Raw genomic sequence first — 21,036 nt, 5'->3', positions numbered from 1 at the left:
ATAATAAATTATATATATAAAACATAGTATATCATAAATTGAAAATATTAGGATTTTAAATAATACATTAAAAAACGAAGAAAGTTTAAGTAGCGATATTTTTACATTGTATATATAATGTGATATTATTTAATAAATAAATAAGGCAACCTAAATTTTAAAGGAGCATAATTATGTATAATAATCAAAGGTGGCACAATTATAAGGTTATAGGTAAGAATTTTTACATCAATAGGAACGTAGAAAAGGCATTGGAATTTTATAAAAAAGCTTATGCTTTAGGGGGAAACAAGGATGTAGAACTTTTATTAGATATGGCATTAATTTATGATGAATTATATGATTATATTGAAGAAGAAAAGGTTTATAATAAAGTGTTAAGTATTAATCCTAAAGATGAGAGGGCCTATTATGGATTAGCTATTATTTATGATAATGAAGGAGACTATAATAAGGCTATTGAATATTATGAAAAGGCTATAGACCTAAATCCTAATTATAATAGAGCATATTTTTTTTTAGCAGGAGTATATGATAATATAGATAAGAAAGACTTAGCTATTAAATGTTATGAAAAAGTAATATCTATGGATGAGGATGATTTTTGGAGTTATACTAATTTAGCTTCTATATACGAGGAGTTAGGTGAATATAAAAAAGCTCTTAAAATAATAGAAAAAAGCTTAAGAATATATCCTGATCATTATATGGCGGCATTTAATAAAGCTGTTATATTAAATAATTTAAATGAACTAGAACAGGCAAAAAGATTTTATGAATTATCCATAGAAGATAATGAAAATTATCCTTATTCTTATCTTAATTTGGCTGTTATATATAGGGAAAACAATCAATATAAAAAGGCTATAGAGATAATAAGTGAGGGAATAAATAAGAATCCACAAGAGGGATTTTTATATTATAATAGAGCTTGTTATTATGTAAATTTAAAAGAGTATGATAAAGCATTAAATGATTTAAATAAAGCAGTAGAACTTTACCCTGAATTTATTAAATATATAGTGGAAGATGAAGAATTAAATCCACTGAAAAATATAAAGGCTTATTATGAATTAATTAAAAGTAATACCTAGGTTTTGTGAATCTAGGTTTTTATATAAATATTTAAATTTTGGATAAAAGATAAAATAACATAAAGTATTTTAAATAATAAAAAATATGCTAAAATGTATATTAAGGTCATAAAAATTAGTATTTAAGGAGAGAGTACTATGAGTGAAATTATAAGTTTTGATGATTTAAAAAATAAGGCTACAGATAAGGATTTAGATAAATTTGAACAATATGTGTATAGCTTATATGCGTCAATAGCAGATGGAACTTTAAATATGTCAGAGTTTATGACTAAAATAAAAGACTATATGAATAAAAACAACATATCTGAAGAGAAGTTTAGTAATATACAAAAAAAACTTATGGAAAAATATTCAAATATGTATGGATTTAATTTAGAGGATATAAAAGGTGAAATGAAATCATTAGGTATAGACATGAAAGATATGGGTATAGATTTTGATAGTTTAAATTATGAATCCATAAGAAAGAGTATGAGTTTTAATGAAAAATATAATTTAACTCCTCAAATAAAACAAACAATTTATTATAACATAAAAAATGAATTAAATGATTTAACAATAGAAGTTAATGATAATAATGTTATGTTAAAAAGTAAGTCAAAAATAAATTTGCAAGATAGTGAGTTAAATGAATTCCTATGTTCTTATAAAAAGCTTTTTAAAGATAAATTATTAAAAGTTACAGTATGCGAAAATGTATCTGTTTACGAATATTAAAATAAAAACTTGTGAATCAAATTCACAAGTTTTTATTTATATATATATTTAATAAATATATAAGATATTTACAAAAAATTAATTTCAAACTATATATAATATATGCTAATATTTATTGTAATTAACATATATGATTTAAAATGCAAAAATTATACAAGGGGATGATTAGAATTAAAAAAACTACTATTAAAAATAAATGGATAAAAAATATTATGTGTCTTATTATCTCTCTATTTTTAGTTATTGGCATATGTTCTTATATATTTATTAGTAAAGTTATAAAAACAATAGCTGTTAGTGCAGGTCCCGGAATATCTTCAATAGTATCTCATGAATTAGAAGGAAAAGACTTAACGGCTTTAACTACTGAAAAGGAAAATAGTGATATCTATAAAAAGATAAATAGATCAATGGATTTATTAATATCCAAGGCAAATGGTTTAATTGATGGGGCATATATACTTATAAATGATTCGGATAAAAGTTGGAGATATATTATTGACAAAACACAAAATAGTCCACAAAAATTTGGACAAACTTACACTAATGAGAGTAATTTAGAAAATATAAAAAAAGCTGTAAGTGAAAATAAACCACAAGTTAAAGATGGAACTAAGGATTTAAATATATTTATACCTTTAAAAGCAAATCATAATGTAAATATAGCTATATGTATAGGGTTAAATAATAGTATGATTATAAAGGCTAAATATTTACTATTAGCCATTTTAGCTATTTTACTAATAGTAGCTTTGTTAATTGTAAGATTAATAGTAGGAAGAATAGCTAAAAAACAAACTAATTCTATAGTAATTTTAGTTGATAAAATGAGGGAAATATCTAATTTAGAAGGAGATTTAACAAAAAGAATTTATATAGATAGTAATGATGAAATTGGAGAATTAGCTTTATATACTAATAGAATGCTAGATGCAATTCAAAATATATTAAAGGAAGTTAAAGAAGTTTCAAATACATTAGATAAGGATAATGAAGAGTTTTGTAAATCTTTTTCTGATGCAGCCAAACAATTTAAAAATGTAAATTTCCTTACTACAAATATAAGTAAAAAAATAGAGGAACAAAGTTCTTGGCTTGTAGAGACTTCAAATAGGGTTGAACAAATAAATTCTGCAGTAACTCAAGTAGCTAGTAATTCACAAAAAGTAACACAACATGCTATAAATACAACAGAGCATGCTACAGAAGGAAATAAATTTATGGGAAAATTGCAAGACCATTCTAAAGAAATTTCTAATGTGGTAGAAGAAACTTCTATATTAGTAACAGGGCTTGGGGATAAGTCAGAACAAATAAATGGAATAGCAGATACTATAGGTGCTATTGCATCTCAAACTAATTTGTTAGCTCTTAATGCTTCTATAGAAGCTGCTCGTGCAGGGGAACAAGGAAAAGGATTTGTAGTTGTAGCAGAAGAGGTTAAGAAGTTAGCAGAGGAATCTTCTAATTCCTCAGAAGAAATATTTAATTTGATTCAAGAGGTAAGAAAAGGTATAGAAGATGCAAGTGAATCTATGAAGGAAGTATCACAAAAAACTTTGGAACAAAATAATTTTGTCAAAAATGCCAACTCTAAATTTGAAGAGATAGTTATATCTATAAATGAGGTTTCTAATATGATAGAAGAAGTGTCCTTAGCTTCGCAGGAAATGGCATCTAACATTATGAGTATAACTGAACAAATTGAAAATTTAGCTCACGTATCTAAAGAAAATAGTTTATCAGCAGATGAAATTACAAGTAGTATAGAATCACAAATTACTTCAGTTAAGTATTTATCTAATATAACAGAAAATTTAAATGATGTATCAAAAACACTTATAGTTAAACTTGAAAAGCTTAAGTTATAATAAATGCTTTGATATTATCGCAGAATATAATGAACACTATATAATTTATAAAGTTAAATTATATAGTGTTTATTTTTTATATAAAATGAATAAATAAAAGTATATAAATTTCAAAAATATATGATATAATTGTACTTAGTAATTTAAAATGAAGGATTTAACTAAATTAAATTTCATGGTTGGAGGTTTTATTGTTATGCAGAAAGAATTTTCTTTAAGTAATGGAAAAGCTATGATAAATTTTACAGCAAAATATTGTGATACTCCAGAAGCTTTATTTAATAGTTATGGATTTAGAAAGGTTTTATCAATATACATAGATAAAATAAAGAGAAAAGAAAGTAATATATATAAATACATAGAGGATAATTTAGAAGAAAAAAATACCGAAGCTTTTTTGGATGATATAACTAATGTATTTAAAATGTTAATGATTTTAAAAGCTGACGAGATTATAGAATTAAAACCTAAGTATGCAGAAATTTTAAAAGATAAAGATAAATTTGTTATGTTTATAGAAGATTTATACAATTTTTGGAGAAAACTCGAGAGATATACCATAGTACAAAACAACAAAAAAAGGGAAGGATTTCAAAATGTGAGTTTTATTGAGGCCAATAATGGTTTTTCTAATCTTATATTAAGAACTTACAGAAAAATAGAAGAAAATGTTATAGGATATAAGCCTAATGTATATAGACAGCTTCCAGCTGGCGGAAATGCTGGGGTTATTTTAAATAGTTCTTCTTGGGATGCCCCTAACGAATATGAGGTTCTTAAGAAAGTTCCTTTTATAGAATCTATATTGTTAGATCCACCTTTTATAACTTATCCTAAGAAAAATAAAAGAGACGGTATGTTTACAGAAACTGATGATAATCCATTAAAAAATTGTAGAATAAATGTAGACCATTGGTTTTGTTATCCAGCAAAAGTTGGGTCACTTTTAGCTTATATATATTTTCATAGAGATTTTATGGATCATGGTATTACTTTATGTAACTTATTTGAAATGGCTAGAGAAGAAGAATATAGGGAAAAAAATCCAGATATAGTTTATGTATTTGGTGCAAGAGACCATGATAAGGATATTAAAACAGTGTTTTATAATGATAAGAAAAATAACATTATGTTAGGTTATGTAAATTATAATGATGCTATAGATTATTTTGGATATATGAAAAAAATGACTTTAACTTTACACAATTTAATAATGATAAAAGAGGGATATCTTCCTATACATGGTGCAATGGTTAATATAGTTACTAAAAATAATAAGACTGCTAATGTAATTATAATGGGAGATAGTGGTGCAGGAAAGTCAGAAAGTTTAGAAGCCTTTAGAGAATTAAGTGAAGACTATATTAGCGATATGACTATAATATTTGATGATATGGGTGTAGTAAAACTAAATGGAGATGGGAAACCATTAGGTTATGGTACAGAAATAGGTGCTTTTGTTAGATTAGATGATTTAGATACAGGATATGCTTTTAAACAAATTGATAGAAGTATATTTATGAATCCAGATAAAGTTAATGCAAGATTAGTTATACCAGTAGCGACTCATAAAGAAATAACTAAAGGATATCCAGTAGATTTATTCTTATATGCAAACAATTATGAAAAAGATGGAGCAGATTTAGAATATTTTAAAGATGCAAAGAGTGCAATGAATGTGTTTAGAGAAGGCGCTAGAATGGCAAAAGGTACTACTACAGAAAAAGGTCTTGTAAAAACTTATTTTGCAAATCCTTTTGGACCAGCTCAAAAAAGAGAAGAAACAGAAGAACTTTTAAAGGTTTATTTTGATAAATTCTTTAATTCAGGTGTACGAGTAGGTCAATTGAGAACAAGATTAGGAATAGATGGTATGGAAAAAGATGGTCCTAAAAAAGCTGCTACAGAGTTATTAGATGAAATAAAAAATTTATAATAAGATTTAAATATTTATAGTAATTATAGTTTTAGTATTTGTCTGCATTAATGGGAGTTATTTTTTTAGATAGCATGGTATATATTCCATACAAAAAAGTAGATAAAGAAATATGACAAATGGAAAAAGTATGTATAGATTAAAGGGATGAGTATATCATCCTTTTTTTATTAAATAAAATTAAGAAATAACTCATAATTATTTGATAATATATAGGTATATAGCATATATTATTTTTATATATGTTTTAAATTATGATAAAATTATATTAATATAAAAAATAAATAAGGGGTTGTTATTGTATGACAGAGGAAATCTCAATGAAGGATATAATGGGTGATATTGAATCTACCATGAAAAAAATACATAGAGGAGATATAGTAAAAGGAAGAGTTATTTCAGTTTCAGATAAAGAAGTAGTACTTAATATAGGCTATATATCTGATGGAATAGTTAAAAAAGAAGAATTTTTATATAATGAAGAAGAAAATCTTAAAGATTTTATAAAAGAAAATGATGAAGTTTATGTTTATGTTCTAGATATAAATGATGGAGAAGGTAATGTAGTGTTGTCTAAGAAAAAAGCTGATGAAGAAAATGCTTGGAAAGAATTAATTAAGAGTTTTAAGTCACAAGAAATATTAGAAGTTACTGTAGAAAATATAGTAAAAGGTGGAGTTACTGCTTATATAAATGGCATAAGAGCTTTTATACCAGCTTCTCATATAGATAATAAATATATAGATAGCTTAGAGAATTTTAAAGGTAAAAAATTAGAAGTTAAATTAATAGAATTAGATAGAAAAAAAGGAAAAGTTGTATTGTCAAGAAAAATAGTATTACAAGAAAAGGAAAAGATAAAAATTCAAAAGCTATGGGATAATTTAAAAAAGGGAGAAAAGGTTAAAGGAACTGTAAGAAGATTAGAAAGGTTTGGAGCTTTTGTAGATATTGGAGGAGTAGATGGATTAATACACAACTCTCAATTATCTTGGGGTAGAGTAAATCACCCATCAGAAGTAGTTTCAATAGGGGATGAAGTAGAAGTTTATATATTAGATTTTGACAAGGAAACTAAAAGAATTGCTTTAGCTTTAAAGAATATAAAGGAAAATCCATGGAATACTGTAGCAGATAAATTTAAACAAGGAGATGTAGTAGAAGGTACAGTAGTTAAACTATTAAACTTTGGGGCTTTTGTGGAAGTAGAAAAGGGAATAGAGGGATTAGTTCATATTTCAGAAATAAGTAATGAGAATATAGCAAAACCTTCAGAAAAATTAAATTTACAAGATAAGGTGAAGGTAAAAGTATTAGAAATAGATCCAGAAGAAAAGAGGATGTCATTAAGCATAAAAGAAGCTATAGAGAAGCCAGCACAAGACTTTTCAAAATATGATGATTCTAAAGAGGAAAATACAACTTTAGGTGATTTATTTGGAGATAAGCTTAAAGATTTATTCTAGCATTGACATAATTTGAGTTTTGTAAAATAATTAAGTGAAAAAATCGAATAGCTAGTACTTTTAAATTAGTCCAGAGAGGCTGACAAAGTGGAATGAATATTATGGGTATATTAAAATTTAATTAGTGATTTAGGCTTTTGTCAGTATTGACAAAAGCCTTTATTTTTTAAGTACTAGTTTATCTAATCAAAAATTTTGAACTAGAAGAGAAGGATAAACTATAAACAAAAATGAAAATTATGATCACGATTTTTCTTTATAGGCAGTGGGTGAAAAAGATAAAAGGGGGATTTTTATCTATGCTTATGGTAATGCTTGGATTTACTTTTTCTCTGCAAGTATGTGGACAGGAGGAAGTTTAGGGATAGGGCTTAATTTTAAACAATTTGTTTAGCAGTTCTAGGTGGAAAAAATATTATATTTTAAGGGTGGTTTTGAAGTTGTAGAAGAAGCATTAAAAGATGTACATTGTGATGAAATAGATGATGAACAATCTAGACTTATAGAAGTAGTAGCTACAAGGGCCTATGAAAATAACATTGGCGAAAGAGTTACAGCAAGTTATACTATAGCAATGCATTCTTACAATAATGCCTATACATATAAATAATTTAGACTTTTAAAAATATCTAAAATAGATTTTGTAGCTAATCCGCTGGTTAATACTCATCTTCAGGGAAGATTTGATACTTATCCGAAAAGAAGAGGTATAATAAGGATTAAGGAACTTATGGGATATGATGAAATAAATAAATATTTAGACTTAATAACTAAAAATAGTGCAATTTAATAAATAATATTAAATTAATTATTTGAAATGAGGGTAGTAAATTTACTACCTTCATTTTATTATAAATAAAAAATGTTTATATTGATATTTATATGTTATAATTAAACTGATTTTAAGTGAATTGTGAATTTTCAGGGCAATGCTTAATTTTATGATAAATCTCTTTTATAAAACATAATAGGAGGTATTATTTTGAAAATAGAAAGTGAAAAAGTAGCTAAGGCTTCTGTAAAAATGTCCATATCTTCGAGAGAAGAAGAAAAAGTATTAATGAATAAATATAAAAAAGAAGGTATATTAACAACAGCTGTGGATGTAGGTGGGAATATAAATGTATCTATGAGTAAAATAATAGAAAGAGCTTTAGTAGCGGCTAAAAGATCAGGATTAACCAAGGAATGTCATGTACATGATGGTGCTGTAGCAGGAGCTACAAGGGAGGCTCTATTTCAGGTTATGGAAAAAGCTAACGGATTAAATGTAGGTGGAAAGATAGGTATAGCCAAATCAGGAGAACATTTAAGTGTTTGTATATTTATGAGTATAGGACTTTTACATTTAAATGAAGTTGTAATAGGTTTAGGTCATCGTTCTATTCCAGATTTATAAAGTATTTATTTAATTTTATTACTGTAAAATTAAATATTAGTTGACAAAAATTTTGAGAATATGTATAATAGTTCTAAAATATTTTTTATTGGCATAATAATTTAAAACTTAAGATGATTAAAATAGTAGTGTAGTAGTTATAAATTTAAAAGTAGTATAGTGGTTATAAATCAAATTGGTATTGATTTATAAAAGTAGTATGGTAGTGAAAAATTGTAGCATGGTAGTTTGGTAGTAGATATTTTTTAACCTTTATTTAAAAGGCTTATTAATTGTACTCTTCTACAGGAAGAGATTTTTTATTGTCTAAATTAAAGGTTGAAATTTATTAAGCTTTCAAAATATAAAATTTAATACATTAGGAGGATGGTAGCATGGTAGAAAGAAAAAACATAGGTATTTTTATATCTATAATTTTATCTTTAGTAATTTTAGGAGTTTGCTTAAAAATTAATAGCTCTAGAAATTTAAAGGATAAAAAAGTAATTAATATAGGTATAATGCAGATTTTAGAACATCCTGCATTGGACTTAGCAAGAAAAGGCTTTGTAGATACCTTAAATAAAAAAGGTCACAAAGATGGAGAAAATATAAAAATTGATTTTCAAAATGCACAAGGAGATATGACTACAATTCAAACTATAGCTCAAACATTTTCAGCCAAAAGAAAAGACATAATTTTTGCTATAGCCACACCATCTGCGCAAGCAGCTTTCAATTCAACAAAGAATATTCCTATAGTTATGACTGCGGTTACAGATCCTGTACAGGCAGGTATTGTAAAATCTGTGGATAAATCAGGAACTAATGTAGTGGGAGTTTCCGATAAAATATCTATAGATGAAAATTTTAAACTTATTGAGGAAATATTGCCTGGGAAAAAGACTATAGGTATCTTATATAATACCAGTGAAAAAAATTCAGAGATTCAAGTTAAAGAGGCAGAAAAATCTGCTAAAAGGTTTGGACTTAAAATTGTTAAACAAGGTATAACTAATGTGAATGATATTCACCAATCCTTAGCTTCAATTTTAAATAAAGTAGATATAATGTTTATACCTACAGATAATACAGTGGCATCTTCTATGCCGTTTATAAGTAGTGAGTGCACTAAAAAAAATATACCAATAATGGGCTCAGAAAAGGCACACGTACAAGGAGGAGCTTTAGCAACTTGTGGTATAGATTATTATAAGTTAGGTGAGGAATCAGCTAATTTAGCTTTAAAAATAATAAATGGCGAAAATCCTAAGGATATGAACATTAAGTTCATGAAAAATACTCAGCTTGTAGTAAACGAAAAAATGGCTAAGAAACTTAATATAAATATTCCTAAGAATATAGAGGAAAAATCAGAAAAAGTTAAGGATGGTGTAAAATAGATGGATATATTATTAAGTGTTTTAGAACAAGGATTTATATTTTCTATTGTATGTTTCGGAGTTTATATAACTTATAAAATTTTAGATTTTCCAGATCTTTCTGTAGATGGAACTTTCCCATTAGGAGCAGCTATAGTAGGGATATGCTTAGTTAAAGGAATGAATCCCATAATAGGATGTGCTTTAGCTATAATTGGAGGGGCTATAGCAGGATTAGCTACAGGAATACTTCATGTTAAGTTTAAAATAAGTAACTTACTTTCAGGCATATTAGTTATGGTGGGTTTATATTCTGTTAATTTAAGAATAATGAAAAAATCTAATATACCTTTATTTGATAGAACTCATTTATTTTCAAAGACTATGTATCCTATAATCATAATTACAGTTATTCTTTTAATAGTTAAAATATCTATGGACTTATTTTTAAGTACAAACACAGGATTTATATTAAAGGCGGTAGGGGATAATGAACAGTTAGTTACATCTCTAGGGGTTAATAAAGATGCGATAAAAATATTAGGCTTAATGATATCTAATGGTATGGTAGCTTTAGGAGGGGCTTTGATGGCTCAATATCAAGGATTTTGTGATGTAGGTATGGGAACTGGTATAGTAGTAATGGGCCTTGCATCTGTAATTATAGGTGAATCTGTATTTAAAGATATAAAATTCTTAAAACAAACTACTACAGTAATTTTAGGAGCTTTAGTTTATAAATTAGCTGTAGCCTTTGCATTAGTGGTAGGATTAGCACCTACAGATTTAAAACTAGTTACTGCAGTTATTGTAGTTATAGCTTTAAGCATAAATAATAAACCTTTTACACTAACACATAAAAAAGCTAGAAAAGAGGGGGATTTAAATGTTACAGATAAACAATCTATGCAAGGTATTCAATAGGGATACAGTAAATGAAAATAAGTTATTTAAAGATTTTAATATAAATATAAATGAAGGAGATTTTATAAGCATAATAGGTAGTAATGGGGCAGGCAAGTCTACTATATTAAATATGATATCTGGTAATATAAAACTAGATAAAGGGAAGATACTATTAGATAATAAAGATATAACTTTTAATAAAGAATATGAAAATTCTAAGTATATAGCAAGAGTATTTCAAGACCCATCAAAAGGAGTTGCTCCTTCTATGACTATATTAGAAAATATGTCTATGGCTTATAATAAAGGTCATAGATTTGGACTTACTAAAGCTATAGACAAAAAAAATATATCTTTATTTATAGAAATGCTAAAGGAGATAAATTTAGGACTAGAAGATAAATTAAATGTAAAAGTAGGTTCATTATCAGGAGGCCAAAGGCAAGCCTTATCTTTAATAATGGCAGTAATGAAAAAACCAAAATTATTATTGCTTGATGAACACACTGCTGCGTTAGATCCTAAAACTTCTAAAATAATAATGAATTTTACCAATAAAATAGTTAAAGAACATAAAATGACTGCATTAATGATAACTCATGATTTAAATGTAGCTATAAATTATGGTAATAGACTTATTATGATGCACAAAGGTAACATAGTTTTAGACATAAATGGAGAAAGTAAAGAGCATTTAAATAAAGAAAAATTATTTAAATGTTTTGAAGAAATAAAATTAGGTGATAATTTAAGCGATAGAGTACTATTTTCCTAACTATATATAATTTAAATATAACCTCGATACTTAATGGTAAAGTATTGAGGTTATATTTATTATTTTGTGAAAATTATAGCTTGTTTATTATTAATATATCTATTTTAAGTTATATATATATTATAAAAATGTAAAATTGATAACAAGATGTTACATGTACTGGTATTTTTTGATATATTATTTATAGAGTTAAAACAATTTTGTTTTTAGTTTAGAATGTATGATTATTTTCAGAATTAAAAAGAAATAGTAGACAATGAAACTGGAAAATATTATATAAAAGATAGAAGTTAATGTAAGAATATTTTTAAGAAGACTTGCATAACATAAACTTAAATTATGTAAAATTTTCATAATTACAGTAACTTCTTATAACTAGAGAGGAGTTTTTATAATGGATAAGTATAATCTTCAACGTATGGAACTAGAAAAAATCTATGGAAAAGTTAGTCCTTTTGAATTAAAAAATAAATTAATAAGTTTTGCAAAAGGACCAAGAGAAAAAAGTGCTCATGTATTATTAGATGCAGGAAGAGGAAATCCCAACTGGATTGCAGCAACTCCTCGAGAAGCTTTTTTTTCATTTGGTCAATTTGCAGTAGAAGAATCTCGTAGAGTATGGAATGATGGAGATTTAGCTGGAATGCCTCAAAAAGATGGTATTTATAAAAGGTTTAATAATTATATAGAAAAACATAAAGGTGAAATTTCAATTGAACTTTTAAATAACATAATAAATTATGGTATAAAGGTTAAAGGGTTTAATGAGGATGATTGGGTATATGAATTAGCAGATGCTATTATAGGAGATAACTATCCAGTACCAGATAGAATGCTTACACATATAGAAAAAGTAGTACAAGATTATTTAATGGAGGAAATATGTTACAATAAACAATTAAAAGGTAACTTCAATTTATTTGCTGTAGAAGGAGCTACTGCAGCTATGTGTTATATATTTGATTCATTAATTGCAAATGAACTATTAAATCGAGGAGATAAAATTGCATTAATGACACCAATATTTACACCTTATTTAGAGATACCTTTAATACCTCGTTATGATTTTAATGTTGTAAAAATTAGAGCATCAGAGACCACTGAGGATGGCACACATACATGGCAATATCCCAAAAGTGAAATTGAAAAGCTTAAAGATCCAGATATTAAAGCCTTATTCTTAGTGAATCCAAGTAATCCACCATCTGTTGCAATAAAGCCAGAATCCATAGAAAAGATAGTTGAAATAGTTAAGAATAATAATCCTAATTTAATGATAATTTCTGACGATGTATATGGAACTTTTGTAGATAGTTTTACTTCTTTAGTAGCAGATTTACCTTTTAATACTATAGGTGTTTATTCCTTTTCAAAATACTTTGGTGTAACTGGATGGAGACTTGGTACTATTGCTCTTTATGAAGAAAATGTATTTGATAAATTGATAAAGGAACTTCCTTCAGATAAAAAAGAAGCATTAAAGAAACGTTATGAAGCATTATCTACTAATCCAGAAGATATTCCTTTTATAGATAGAATTGTAGCAGATAGTAGACAGGTGGCTTTAAATCATACAGCGGGACTCTCTACCCCTCAACAAGTACAGATGGCCTTTTTCTCAATATTTGATGTGTTAGATAAAGAAAAAAAATATAAAAACCTAACCAAGAACATATGTAGACGTCGTAAAAGATTATTATTTGAGGGGTTAGGATTAAAATTAGAAGAAGATAAATATGATGCATCCTACTATACTGAATTTGATCTTTTAGAGTGGGCAAATTGCTATTATGGGGAGAAATTTAGTAGTTATTTAGAAAAAAATTATAAGCCTATAGATATATTATTAAGATTAGCCGAAAAATCTTCTATAGTTTTATTAGGTGGTGGAGGATTCTATGGACCAGAATGGTCTATTAGAATATCACTAGCAAATCTTAATGATGAGGCATATTCAAAAATAGGAACTGTACTGCATACTGTTTTAGAAGAATATGTAAAGGAATGGAAACTTCATACTTCCGCAAAAAAATAACTTAAAATTATTAACGAGTAATCAAAAAATTAATAGAAAACTATCATTTACAAGACTTAAATTGTAGATGATAGTTTTTTATATTACGCTAGATTATTATAAAAAAGAAATATTAAATAATAATGCAAGAAAATGCTACGTCTACCTAGCTATCTATATTAAATGAAACAGGATATATGATAGTGGCTATAGCTCACATGGATATATTTGATAAAATACCATTAGATTTTATAAAAAGTAAAAGAGACGTTTTCAATGGTTTATAGTTACTTAAATGATTTTTCTATAGAAAATATTACAAAGTTTTCAATGGTAGCTTCTATACTAGCTTTATCTCATGAAGAGACTATTAATTCTAATATATCAGTTGAGAATATAAATAATAAGATGAAGGAGATTGGATTATGTTAGAAAAATATTTAGAAATTAATGAAGAAGTTAAAAAAGCTCTAGAGGAAAACAAAGCAGTAGTAGCATTAGAATCTACTATAATATCCCATGGAATGTCATATCCACAAAATGTAGAAACGGCTTTAAGTGTAGAAAAAATAGTAAGGGATAAGGGAGCAATACTAGCAACTATAGCTATATTAAATGGAAAATTAAAAGTAGGCTTAACAAAAGATGAAATAGAATACCTAGGAAAAAAAGGAACAGAAGTTATTAAAACAAGTAGAAGAGATATACCATTTATAATATCTAAAAAATTTAGATGGAGCAACTACAGTTTCATCTACTATGATTATTGCAAATTTAGCAGTAGTTTGTGCAGGTGCTAAATCTATACTAGATTTAGGATAGAATATTTAGAAACCCAAGGGGTGCCTGTGGTAGGTTTTGGAACAGAGGAATTACCAGCCTCCTATACTAGAAAAAGTGAATTTAAGGTAGACTATAGGATAGATACAGCAAAAGATTTTGCAAAAGCATTAAAGGTTAAATGGGATTTAAATCTACAAGGGGGAATGGTTGTAGCAAATCCAATACCATAAAAATATCAAATGAGTTATGATGTTATAAATAAAGCTATAGAAGATGCCTTAAATGAAGCTAATGAAAAAGGAATAAAGGGAAAAGAAACTACACCATTTTTACTTGCCAAAGTAAAAGAAATAACTAAAGGAAAAAGCCTTGAATCTAATATAAAATTAGTTTATAATAATGTAGCTGTAGCATCTGATTTAGCTATAGAATTAGCTAGATTATAATTAACAGGTTAAAATTTGTAATTTGCATAATAAAAATAAGCCTAACTTTATTCAAAAGTTAGGCTTATTTTTGTTTTTGGAAGGATTTCTATTAAAGGTGTAAAATAGTAGTTAATAGATTTATATTATTGAGGAGAGAATTTTATGAAGATAGCTATAATTGGTGCAGGTGCCATGGGGTGTTTGTATGGGGGATATTTATCTAAAAATAATAAAAAAGTATATTTAATAGATCCTTGGATAGAGCATGTAAATAAGATTAATGAAGAAGGTTTAATAATTGAAGAAAATACAGGTTGTGTAAAAACCTATCCTAAGGCTATTTTAAATTCGGATAGTATAGGTATTGCAGATTTAGTTATTGTATTTGTAAAATCTACAAATACTGAGAGAGTTATAAAAGAAAATAAAACTTTAATAGGAAAAGATACTATGGTATTGACCTTACAAAATGGTTATGGTAATGTAGAAAAAATAAATAAATATGTGTCTATAGAAAATATAATTTTTGGAACTACATCTCATGGCTGTACAAGAATTAAATCAGGTTATATTAAGCATGGGGGATGTGGGGATACACATATAGGAATTATAGATAAGAAAAATAAAGACAAGTTGTATGAAATTTATAATATATTAAATGAGGCAGGATTTAAAACAGAAATTTGTGAAGAGCCTATAAAAATAATTTGGAATAAGTTAGTTATAAATGTAGGTATTAATGCTATAACAGCTATATTAAACATAAAAAATGGATACTTGTTAAAAAATCAATATGCATTAGATATTATGGAAAAGGCAGTTGAAGAAGCGGTCAAAGTAGCCAATGCAAAAGGTTTTAATTTTAATTTAAAACATAGTATAAAAAAAGTAAAGGAAGTAGCATTTAATACTAGTGAAAATGAATCATCAATGTTACAAGACATTTTACATAAAAGAAGAACTGAAATAGATACTATAAATAAATCTATAGTAGAAGAAGGAAAAAAATATTTAATACCTACACCAGTAAATGAGATGTTAACTAATTTAGTAAAAGCTTTAGAATTTAAACTTAAATAATTATATGCAAAGATGAAGTAATGTTTATATATTAGTTTTAGGAGGTATTTTATGTTAGAAAAAGGTTGTAAGGATTTTATAGATGTATTAGCTTCAAAAAGTCCAGTACCTGGTGGTGGAGGAGCTTGTGCCTATGTTGGAGCTTTAGGTATGGCTCTTGGAAATATGGTAGGAAATCTTACAGTAGGAAAGAAAAAATATAAAGATGTGGAAAAGGACATAAAATCTATATTAGAGGAAGGAGAAGAGCTAATAAAAAAATTAGAAACTTTAGTTCAAAAGGATGCAGATGTTTTTTATCCATTATCAAAAGCGTATTCACTTCCTAAAAATACTGATACAGAAATAAAATACAAAGAAAAGGTTATGGAGGAGGTATTGGAAAAGGCTAGTCTAGTACCATTGGAAGTTGCAAAAACTTGTTGTAGAGCAATTGAACTCCATGAACAATTATCAAAAAAAGGAACCAAAATTGCAATAAGCGACGTAGCAGTAGGGGTTTTATTTTGTAAATCTGCTTTAGAAGCTTCAAGATTAAATGTTTATATAAATACTAATATGATGAAAAATAAAAATATGAAGAATGCTTTAGAAAAGCAGATAGATGATTTAGTTTTAGAGTACTCAAAAAGAGCAGAAGATGTAAAAGAGCATGTAGAAAATTTAATAAAAGGGGGAAAATAATGACTAAAATATTATATGGAAAAGATATAGCTTTAAATATAAAAAATAATATTAGATTAAAAGTACAAAAATTAAATAAAAAACATATAACCCCAATGCTTGCTATTGTACGTATAGGAAATAAGGAAGATGACATATCTTATGAAAAGAGTATAATGAAAAATTGCACTAGTTTAGGTATAGATACTAATGTATATGAATTAGAGGACAATGTACTTCAAAGAGATGTTTTAAGTTTAATACAAAAATTAAATAAGGATAGAAAAATTAATGGTATTTTAGTATTTAGGCCATTTCCAGAACATTTAGATCAAGATGTAATAAATTCTTCTATAGAATTAAGCAAAGATGTGGATTGTATGAATCCACTAAACTTAGAAAAAATATTTGAAGGTAAGTTAAATGGATTTATTCCGTGTACTTCTGAAGCAGCCATTGAAACCTTAAAATATTACAATATAGAACTTAGAGGAAGTAATATAGTTATAATAAATAGAAGTATGGTAGTTGGAAAGCCATTAAGTATGATGCTTTTGTCTGAAGATGCTACTGTTACTATAGCTCATTCAAAAACAAAAAATTTATCTTCTATAACAAAGAATGCAGATATAGTAATTACAGCTATAGGAAGGGCTAAAATGTTAGGGGAAGAATATTTTAATGAAAATTCTATTGTTGTAGATGTAAGCATTAATGTGGATGAAGAAGGAAACTTATGTGGAGATGTAGATTTTGATAATGTAAATACAAAATTAAAAGCTATAACCCCTGTGCCAAGGGGGATAGGAGCTGTAACTACCTCTCTTTTATTGAAACATATAGTAGATGCTTCAGAAAAACAAAATAATTAATAATATTATTTTAAATTTTGCAGATAATACTTTATGTACTATAAAGTAAGAGGTGAAGTTATGAGTAGGAAGTATAATATAGAAGATAAGAACAAAAAGGCTATAGATAGTACTGAAAATAGTAGAAATTCTAAAACAGGTTTTATGGATACAGGAAATTCTAGTAAAATAGCAGCAAGACAGGGTACAAGAAACAAGTGTTAATACGCAAAAAAGAAGCATTTCAAAACATTTTGATGTGCTTCTTTTCTATTTATGTTTAATTTGTTGGAGAATTATAAAATAAATGTTATTATAATGTAGTAATTATAAGTACAGGGAGGAAATTTAATGATAAAGCTTATAGCAACAGATTTAGATGGAACTTTAATAAATGATAAGGGAATAATATGTGAAAAAATATTCAATTTAATAAATATTTTATATAAGAAGGATATAAAATTTGTAGCTGCTAGTGGGAGATTTTATTCCCAATTAGTAAATAATTTTGATAAAGCTGATAAAAATATGATATTTATTGCTCATAATGGAGCTATTATAAAATATAATAAAGATGGACAAACATTGTATTCAAGTATTATAAGTAAAGAAGATATAGAAAGCGTAAAAAATTTAAAATTACAATTTCAAGAGGAATTATTTTTAGCTGGAGAAAGCAAAGCTTATACAGTAAAACCTTCTAATAATTTATTAGAAAGATTTAATTATTTTAAAGTAGAGTCAGAAAAAGTAAAGTGTTTTAATGAGGTAGAAGAACCTATATATAAATTAACATATTATTGTCATAGAAAAGTAAGAAAAGAAACCCTTGAATATTTAGAAGAAAATTTAAGTCCTAATTTGGAATTTGTAGTATCTGGCGATTGTTGGATAGATATAATGAACAAGGGAGTAAGTAAAGGAAATGCTATAAAAATACTTCAAGAGAAATTTAACATTTCTGAAAAAAACACCATGGTTTTTGGTGATTATTATAATGATATTGCTATGTTTAAAAAGGCCTATTATAGCTATGCTATGGAAAATGCTCCAGAGGATGTAAAACAAAATGCTAATTTTATAGCTGAAAGTAATAATAACAATGGAGTTTATAATGTAATTAATGATTATATAAATAAGCTTCAGATTGTATAAAAAAAGAGAAACTCGAAGATTATTAAGAAGCTTTGGCAATAATATAAGTAATAAATTATATTGAAAGCTTCGGAGGATAATTTTTGTGATTGAAAATTATAAATATAAATTTATAAGATTTTTAACATGGTTAAATATTATAAACTATTGCACATTTATTACTATAGATTTTTTTAATAAAAGTAATTTATGGAGATGTTCTAATTTATTAAAATATATAGGAATATTAATATGTTTTATAATAACCTTATTGATTGGGGAAGACAAATATGATTCTTTAGATAAAAATCTTGTTAGAATAGCGTTATTATTTACGATTATAGCAGATTTCAATTTTCTTATTATAAATAATTATGTACTAGGTATATTATTTTTTTGTTTAGTACAATTTACTTATATAATAAGACACAATAGGGGAAAGAATATAAAAACATATAATTATTTTTTTATATTAATGATTTATATAATTTTATTTCTGTTGTTAAATTATATAAATTTATTTCATGATAATAATTTTATAATTTCTATTTCATTAGTTTATGGATTAATATTAATCCATAGTTTAATAATTTCTTTAGGTACTTTTAAAAGGAAATTTTTTTCAAAGAAAACATGTATTCTAATAATTTTAGGATTAATCTTATTTTTATTTTGTGATGTTAATGTAGCACTATATAATATTGATGATTATTTAGTATTAAAATATAATGGTTTTGAAAATATAAGTAATTCTTTAATTTGGATATTTTATCTTCCAAGCCAAATATTTTTAAGTTTAAGTGGTTATAATAACGTAAATAAAATTTTTAGGAGATAATAATTTATCTAATTTTACAAAAATATTATTATAAACAAATTGACAATATATAAATGCTATGCTATAATTCACTAAAATACTAAATTGAAAGTTATGAAGAGAAAGAGTAAAAATGGATTTTCTTTTAAAGAGAGCTCTAGTTGCTGGAAAAGAGTATAGAAAGCTATTTTGAATACATCTCTGAGCTAATCACCAAACCCTTTTTAGGTAGTAGGCTGTTTTCGGTTAATTGCACCCGTTATAGTGCTAAAGTATAAATACTTTTTAGTATCGTACTTTCTAAGGTTAAATACAGTAATGTATTTAATAAAACGAGGTGGTACCGCGTGAGTATAACTCCCGTCCTCTAGATTTATCTAGAGACGGGATTTTTTATTTATTATAGATAATATTAAAAAGCTAGCTTTTATTTAATAAAAAATTAAAAATATGAAAATGTACATTTCTCGAGTTATATTTATAAAGAAAAATTAAGGAGGAATTAGTAATTATGAAATCTGTAGAAGAACAATTAAAGATAATAGCTAAGGGAGCAGACGAAATTATTGACGTAGAGGATTTAAAAAAGAAATTAGAAAAATCTAAAGAAACAGGAAAACCATTAACAGTTAAATTAGGATTGGATCCAACAGCACCAGATATCCATATAGGTCACGCAGTAGTTTTAAGAAAAATAAAGCAACTTCAAGATTTAGGTCATAAGGCAGTTATACTAATTGGAGATTTTACAGGCATGATAGGTGATCCTACAGGAAAATCAAAAACTAGAAAGCCTTTAACACGTGAACAAGTATTAACAAATGCTAAGACTTATGAAGAGCAAATGTTTAAAATATTAGATAGAGAAAAAACAGAATTAAGATTTAATAGCGAATGGCTTAGTAAATTAACTTTAAGAGATACTATAGAGTTAACTTCAAAATACACTGTAGCAAGAATGCTTGAAAGAGAAGATTTTAAAAAGAGATTCCAAAATCATTCAAGTATAGGAATACATGAGTTCTTTTACCCATTACTTCAAGCATATGATTCAGTTCATTTAAAAGCTGATATAGAATTTGGGGGAACAGACCAAAAGTTTAATGTTCTTATGGGAAGAACACTTCAAAAAGATTATGAACAAGAAAGTCAGATAGCTATATTTATGCCTTTATTGGAAGGTACAGATGGAAAAGATAAAATGAGTAAGAGTCTAGGAAACTATATAGGAATAAATGAGGAAGCTAATGATATATATGGTAAGGTTATGTCTATACCAGATAATATGATAATAAAATATTATGAATTAGCTACAGATGTACATCCAGATGAAGTTGAAAAGATAAAAGAGGAATTAGAAAGTGATAAGATAAATCCAAGAGATATAAAAATGCAGTTAGCTAAGGAAATTGTTAGATTATATCACGGAGAAGAAAAAGCAGGAAAAGCAGAAGATAACTTTAAAAATATATTCCAAAAAGGAAATATTCCAGAAGATATAAAAACTTTAGAAGTAGCACAAGATGAACTTAATCTTGTAAATTTAATATGTAAGGCTAATTTTGCACCAAGTAGAAATGAAGCAAGAAGACTTGTAAAACAAAATGCAGTAAAAATAAATGGTGAAAAATCAGATGATAATACAGAAATAAAAAGTGAAGACATACTTCAAGTAGGAAAGAAAAAATTTATAAAAATAATAATAAAATAGTAAATATAGAGCCTTTAAAAGGCTCTA

19 protein-coding genes, 2 pseudogenes and 1 other annotated feature are annotated in these 21,036 nt (G+C 26.2%); all 21 genes and pseudogenes read left to right on the top strand.

Going from position 1 to position 21,036, the window contains the following annotated elements; translation table 11 throughout:
- Positions 1-173: 173 nt before the first annotated feature.
- Positions 174-1,094: a tetratricopeptide repeat protein gene (locus BN1711_RS09250; protein WP_050607870.1), complete on the top strand. Its 921-nt coding sequence runs from the start codon at positions 174-176 to the stop codon at positions 1,092-1,094.
- A 138-nt stretch (positions 1,095-1,232) separates the two neighbouring features.
- Positions 1,233-1,814 (top strand): DUF3867 family protein, encoded by a 582-nt coding sequence (locus tag BN1711_RS09245; RefSeq protein WP_050607869.1) that lies wholly within the window; start codon positions 1,233-1,235, stop codon positions 1,812-1,814.
- A gap of 161 nt (positions 1,815-1,975) precedes the next feature.
- On the top strand, positions 1,976-3,685 hold the full coding sequence (locus BN1711_RS09240) for a methyl-accepting chemotaxis protein (RefSeq protein ID WP_050607868.1): 1,710 nt from the start codon (positions 1,976-1,978) through the stop codon (positions 3,683-3,685).
- Positions 3,686-3,881: 196 nt separating this feature from the next.
- Positions 3,882-5,621, top strand: a complete 1,740-nt coding sequence (locus BN1711_RS09235; protein ID WP_050607867.1) for a phosphoenolpyruvate carboxykinase — start codon at positions 3,882-3,884, stop codon at positions 5,619-5,621.
- A gap of 302 nt (positions 5,622-5,923) precedes the next feature.
- The gene (gene rpsA / locus BN1711_RS09230; protein WP_050607866.1) at positions 5,924-7,087 is read left to right on the top strand and encodes a 30S ribosomal protein S1; all 1,164 of its coding nucleotides are present in this window, start codon (positions 5,924-5,926) and stop codon (positions 7,085-7,087) included.
- Positions 7,088-7,317: 230 nt separating this feature from the next.
- On the top strand, positions 7,318-7,449 hold the full coding sequence (locus BN1711_RS12865) for a hypothetical protein (RefSeq protein ID WP_279233077.1): 132 nt from the start codon (positions 7,318-7,320) through the stop codon (positions 7,447-7,449).
- A gap of 71 nt (positions 7,450-7,520) precedes the next feature.
- A pseudogene (locus tag BN1711_RS12305) lies at positions 7,521-7,835 on the top strand (cytosine deaminase); the annotation flags it as partial.
- Positions 7,836-8,069: 234 nt separating this feature from the next.
- A complete protein-coding gene (locus BN1711_RS09220; RefSeq protein WP_050607864.1) occupies positions 8,070-8,486 on the top strand; it encodes a HutP family protein in 417 nt (138 codons plus the stop codon).
- A gap of 374 nt (positions 8,487-8,860) precedes the next feature.
- Complete coding sequence (locus BN1711_RS09215; RefSeq protein WP_050607863.1) at positions 8,861-9,868, top strand: ABC transporter substrate-binding protein; 1,008 nt, start codon at positions 8,861-8,863, stop codon at positions 9,866-9,868.
- Positions 9,869-10,771, top strand: coding sequence for an ABC transporter permease (locus BN1711_RS09210; RefSeq protein WP_050607862.1), 903 nt, complete (start codon positions 9,869-9,871; stop codon positions 10,769-10,771).
- On the top strand, positions 10,734-11,528 hold the full coding sequence (locus BN1711_RS09205; protein WP_050607861.1) for an ABC transporter ATP-binding protein: 795 nt from the start codon (positions 10,734-10,736) through the stop codon (positions 11,526-11,528). The genes BN1711_RS09210 and BN1711_RS09205 overlap by 38 nt, the downstream gene beginning before the upstream one ends.
- Positions 11,529-11,922: 394 nt before the next feature.
- The gene (gene aspD, locus BN1711_RS09200; protein WP_050607860.1) at positions 11,923-13,563 is read left to right on the top strand and encodes an aspartate 4-decarboxylase; all 1,641 of its coding nucleotides are present in this window, start codon (positions 11,923-11,925) and stop codon (positions 13,561-13,563) included.
- Positions 13,564-13,818: 255 nt separating this feature from the next.
- Complete coding sequence (locus BN1711_RS12755; RefSeq protein WP_243128245.1) at positions 13,819-13,974, top strand: hypothetical protein; 156 nt, start codon at positions 13,819-13,821, stop codon at positions 13,972-13,974.
- Positions 13,968-14,771: pseudogene (locus BN1711_RS09195) on the top strand (pseudouridine-5'-phosphate glycosidase). The gene BN1711_RS12755 and the pseudogene BN1711_RS09195 overlap by 7 nt, the downstream one beginning before the upstream one ends.
- A gap of 144 nt (positions 14,772-14,915) precedes the next feature.
- Positions 14,916-15,833, top strand: coding sequence for a ketopantoate reductase family protein (locus BN1711_RS12450; RefSeq protein WP_050607859.1), 918 nt, complete (start codon positions 14,916-14,918; stop codon positions 15,831-15,833).
- Positions 15,834-15,884: 51 nt separating this feature from the next.
- Positions 15,885-16,517 (top strand): cyclodeaminase/cyclohydrolase family protein, encoded by a 633-nt coding sequence (locus BN1711_RS12445; protein ID WP_050607858.1) that lies wholly within the window; start codon positions 15,885-15,887, stop codon positions 16,515-16,517.
- Entirely contained in the window at positions 16,517-17,368 is an 852-nt protein-coding gene (locus BN1711_RS09180; protein WP_050607857.1) for a bifunctional 5,10-methylenetetrahydrofolate dehydrogenase/5,10-methenyltetrahydrofolate cyclohydrolase, read from the top strand. The genes BN1711_RS12445 and BN1711_RS09180 overlap by 1 nt, the downstream gene beginning before the upstream one ends.
- Before the next feature lie 60 nt (positions 17,369-17,428).
- Positions 17,429-17,572 carry a hypothetical protein gene (locus BN1711_RS12605; RefSeq protein ID WP_163249068.1) on the top strand — a complete coding sequence of 48 codons (144 nt, stop codon included), beginning with the start codon at positions 17,429-17,431 and terminating at the stop codon, positions 17,570-17,572.
- A 126-nt stretch (positions 17,573-17,698) separates the two neighbouring features.
- Complete coding sequence (locus tag BN1711_RS09175) at positions 17,699-18,502, top strand: Cof-type HAD-IIB family hydrolase (RefSeq protein WP_050607856.1); 804 nt, start codon at positions 17,699-17,701, stop codon at positions 18,500-18,502.
- An 85-nt stretch (positions 18,503-18,587) separates the two neighbouring features.
- Entirely contained in the window at positions 18,588-19,319 is a 732-nt protein-coding gene (locus tag BN1711_RS09170; protein WP_050607855.1) for a hypothetical protein, read from the top strand.
- A gap of 84 nt (positions 19,320-19,403) precedes the next feature.
- Positions 19,404-19,669: a binding site (T-box leader), on the top strand.
- Positions 19,670-19,809: 140 nt separating this feature from the next.
- Positions 19,810-21,009, top strand: coding sequence for a tyrosine--tRNA ligase (tyrS, locus tag BN1711_RS09165; RefSeq protein ID WP_050607854.1), 1,200 nt, complete (start codon positions 19,810-19,812; stop codon positions 21,007-21,009).
- The last annotated feature ends 27 nt before the right edge of the window (positions 21,010-21,036 follow it).

Origin of the sequence: Clostridium niameyense (assembly GCF_001243045.1) — a bacterium.
In the GTDB taxonomy this organism is placed as follows: Bacteria; Bacillota; Clostridia; order Clostridiales; family Clostridiaceae; genus Clostridium_F; species Clostridium_F niameyense.
This window is presented reverse-complemented; position numbering and strand designations above follow the sequence as displayed.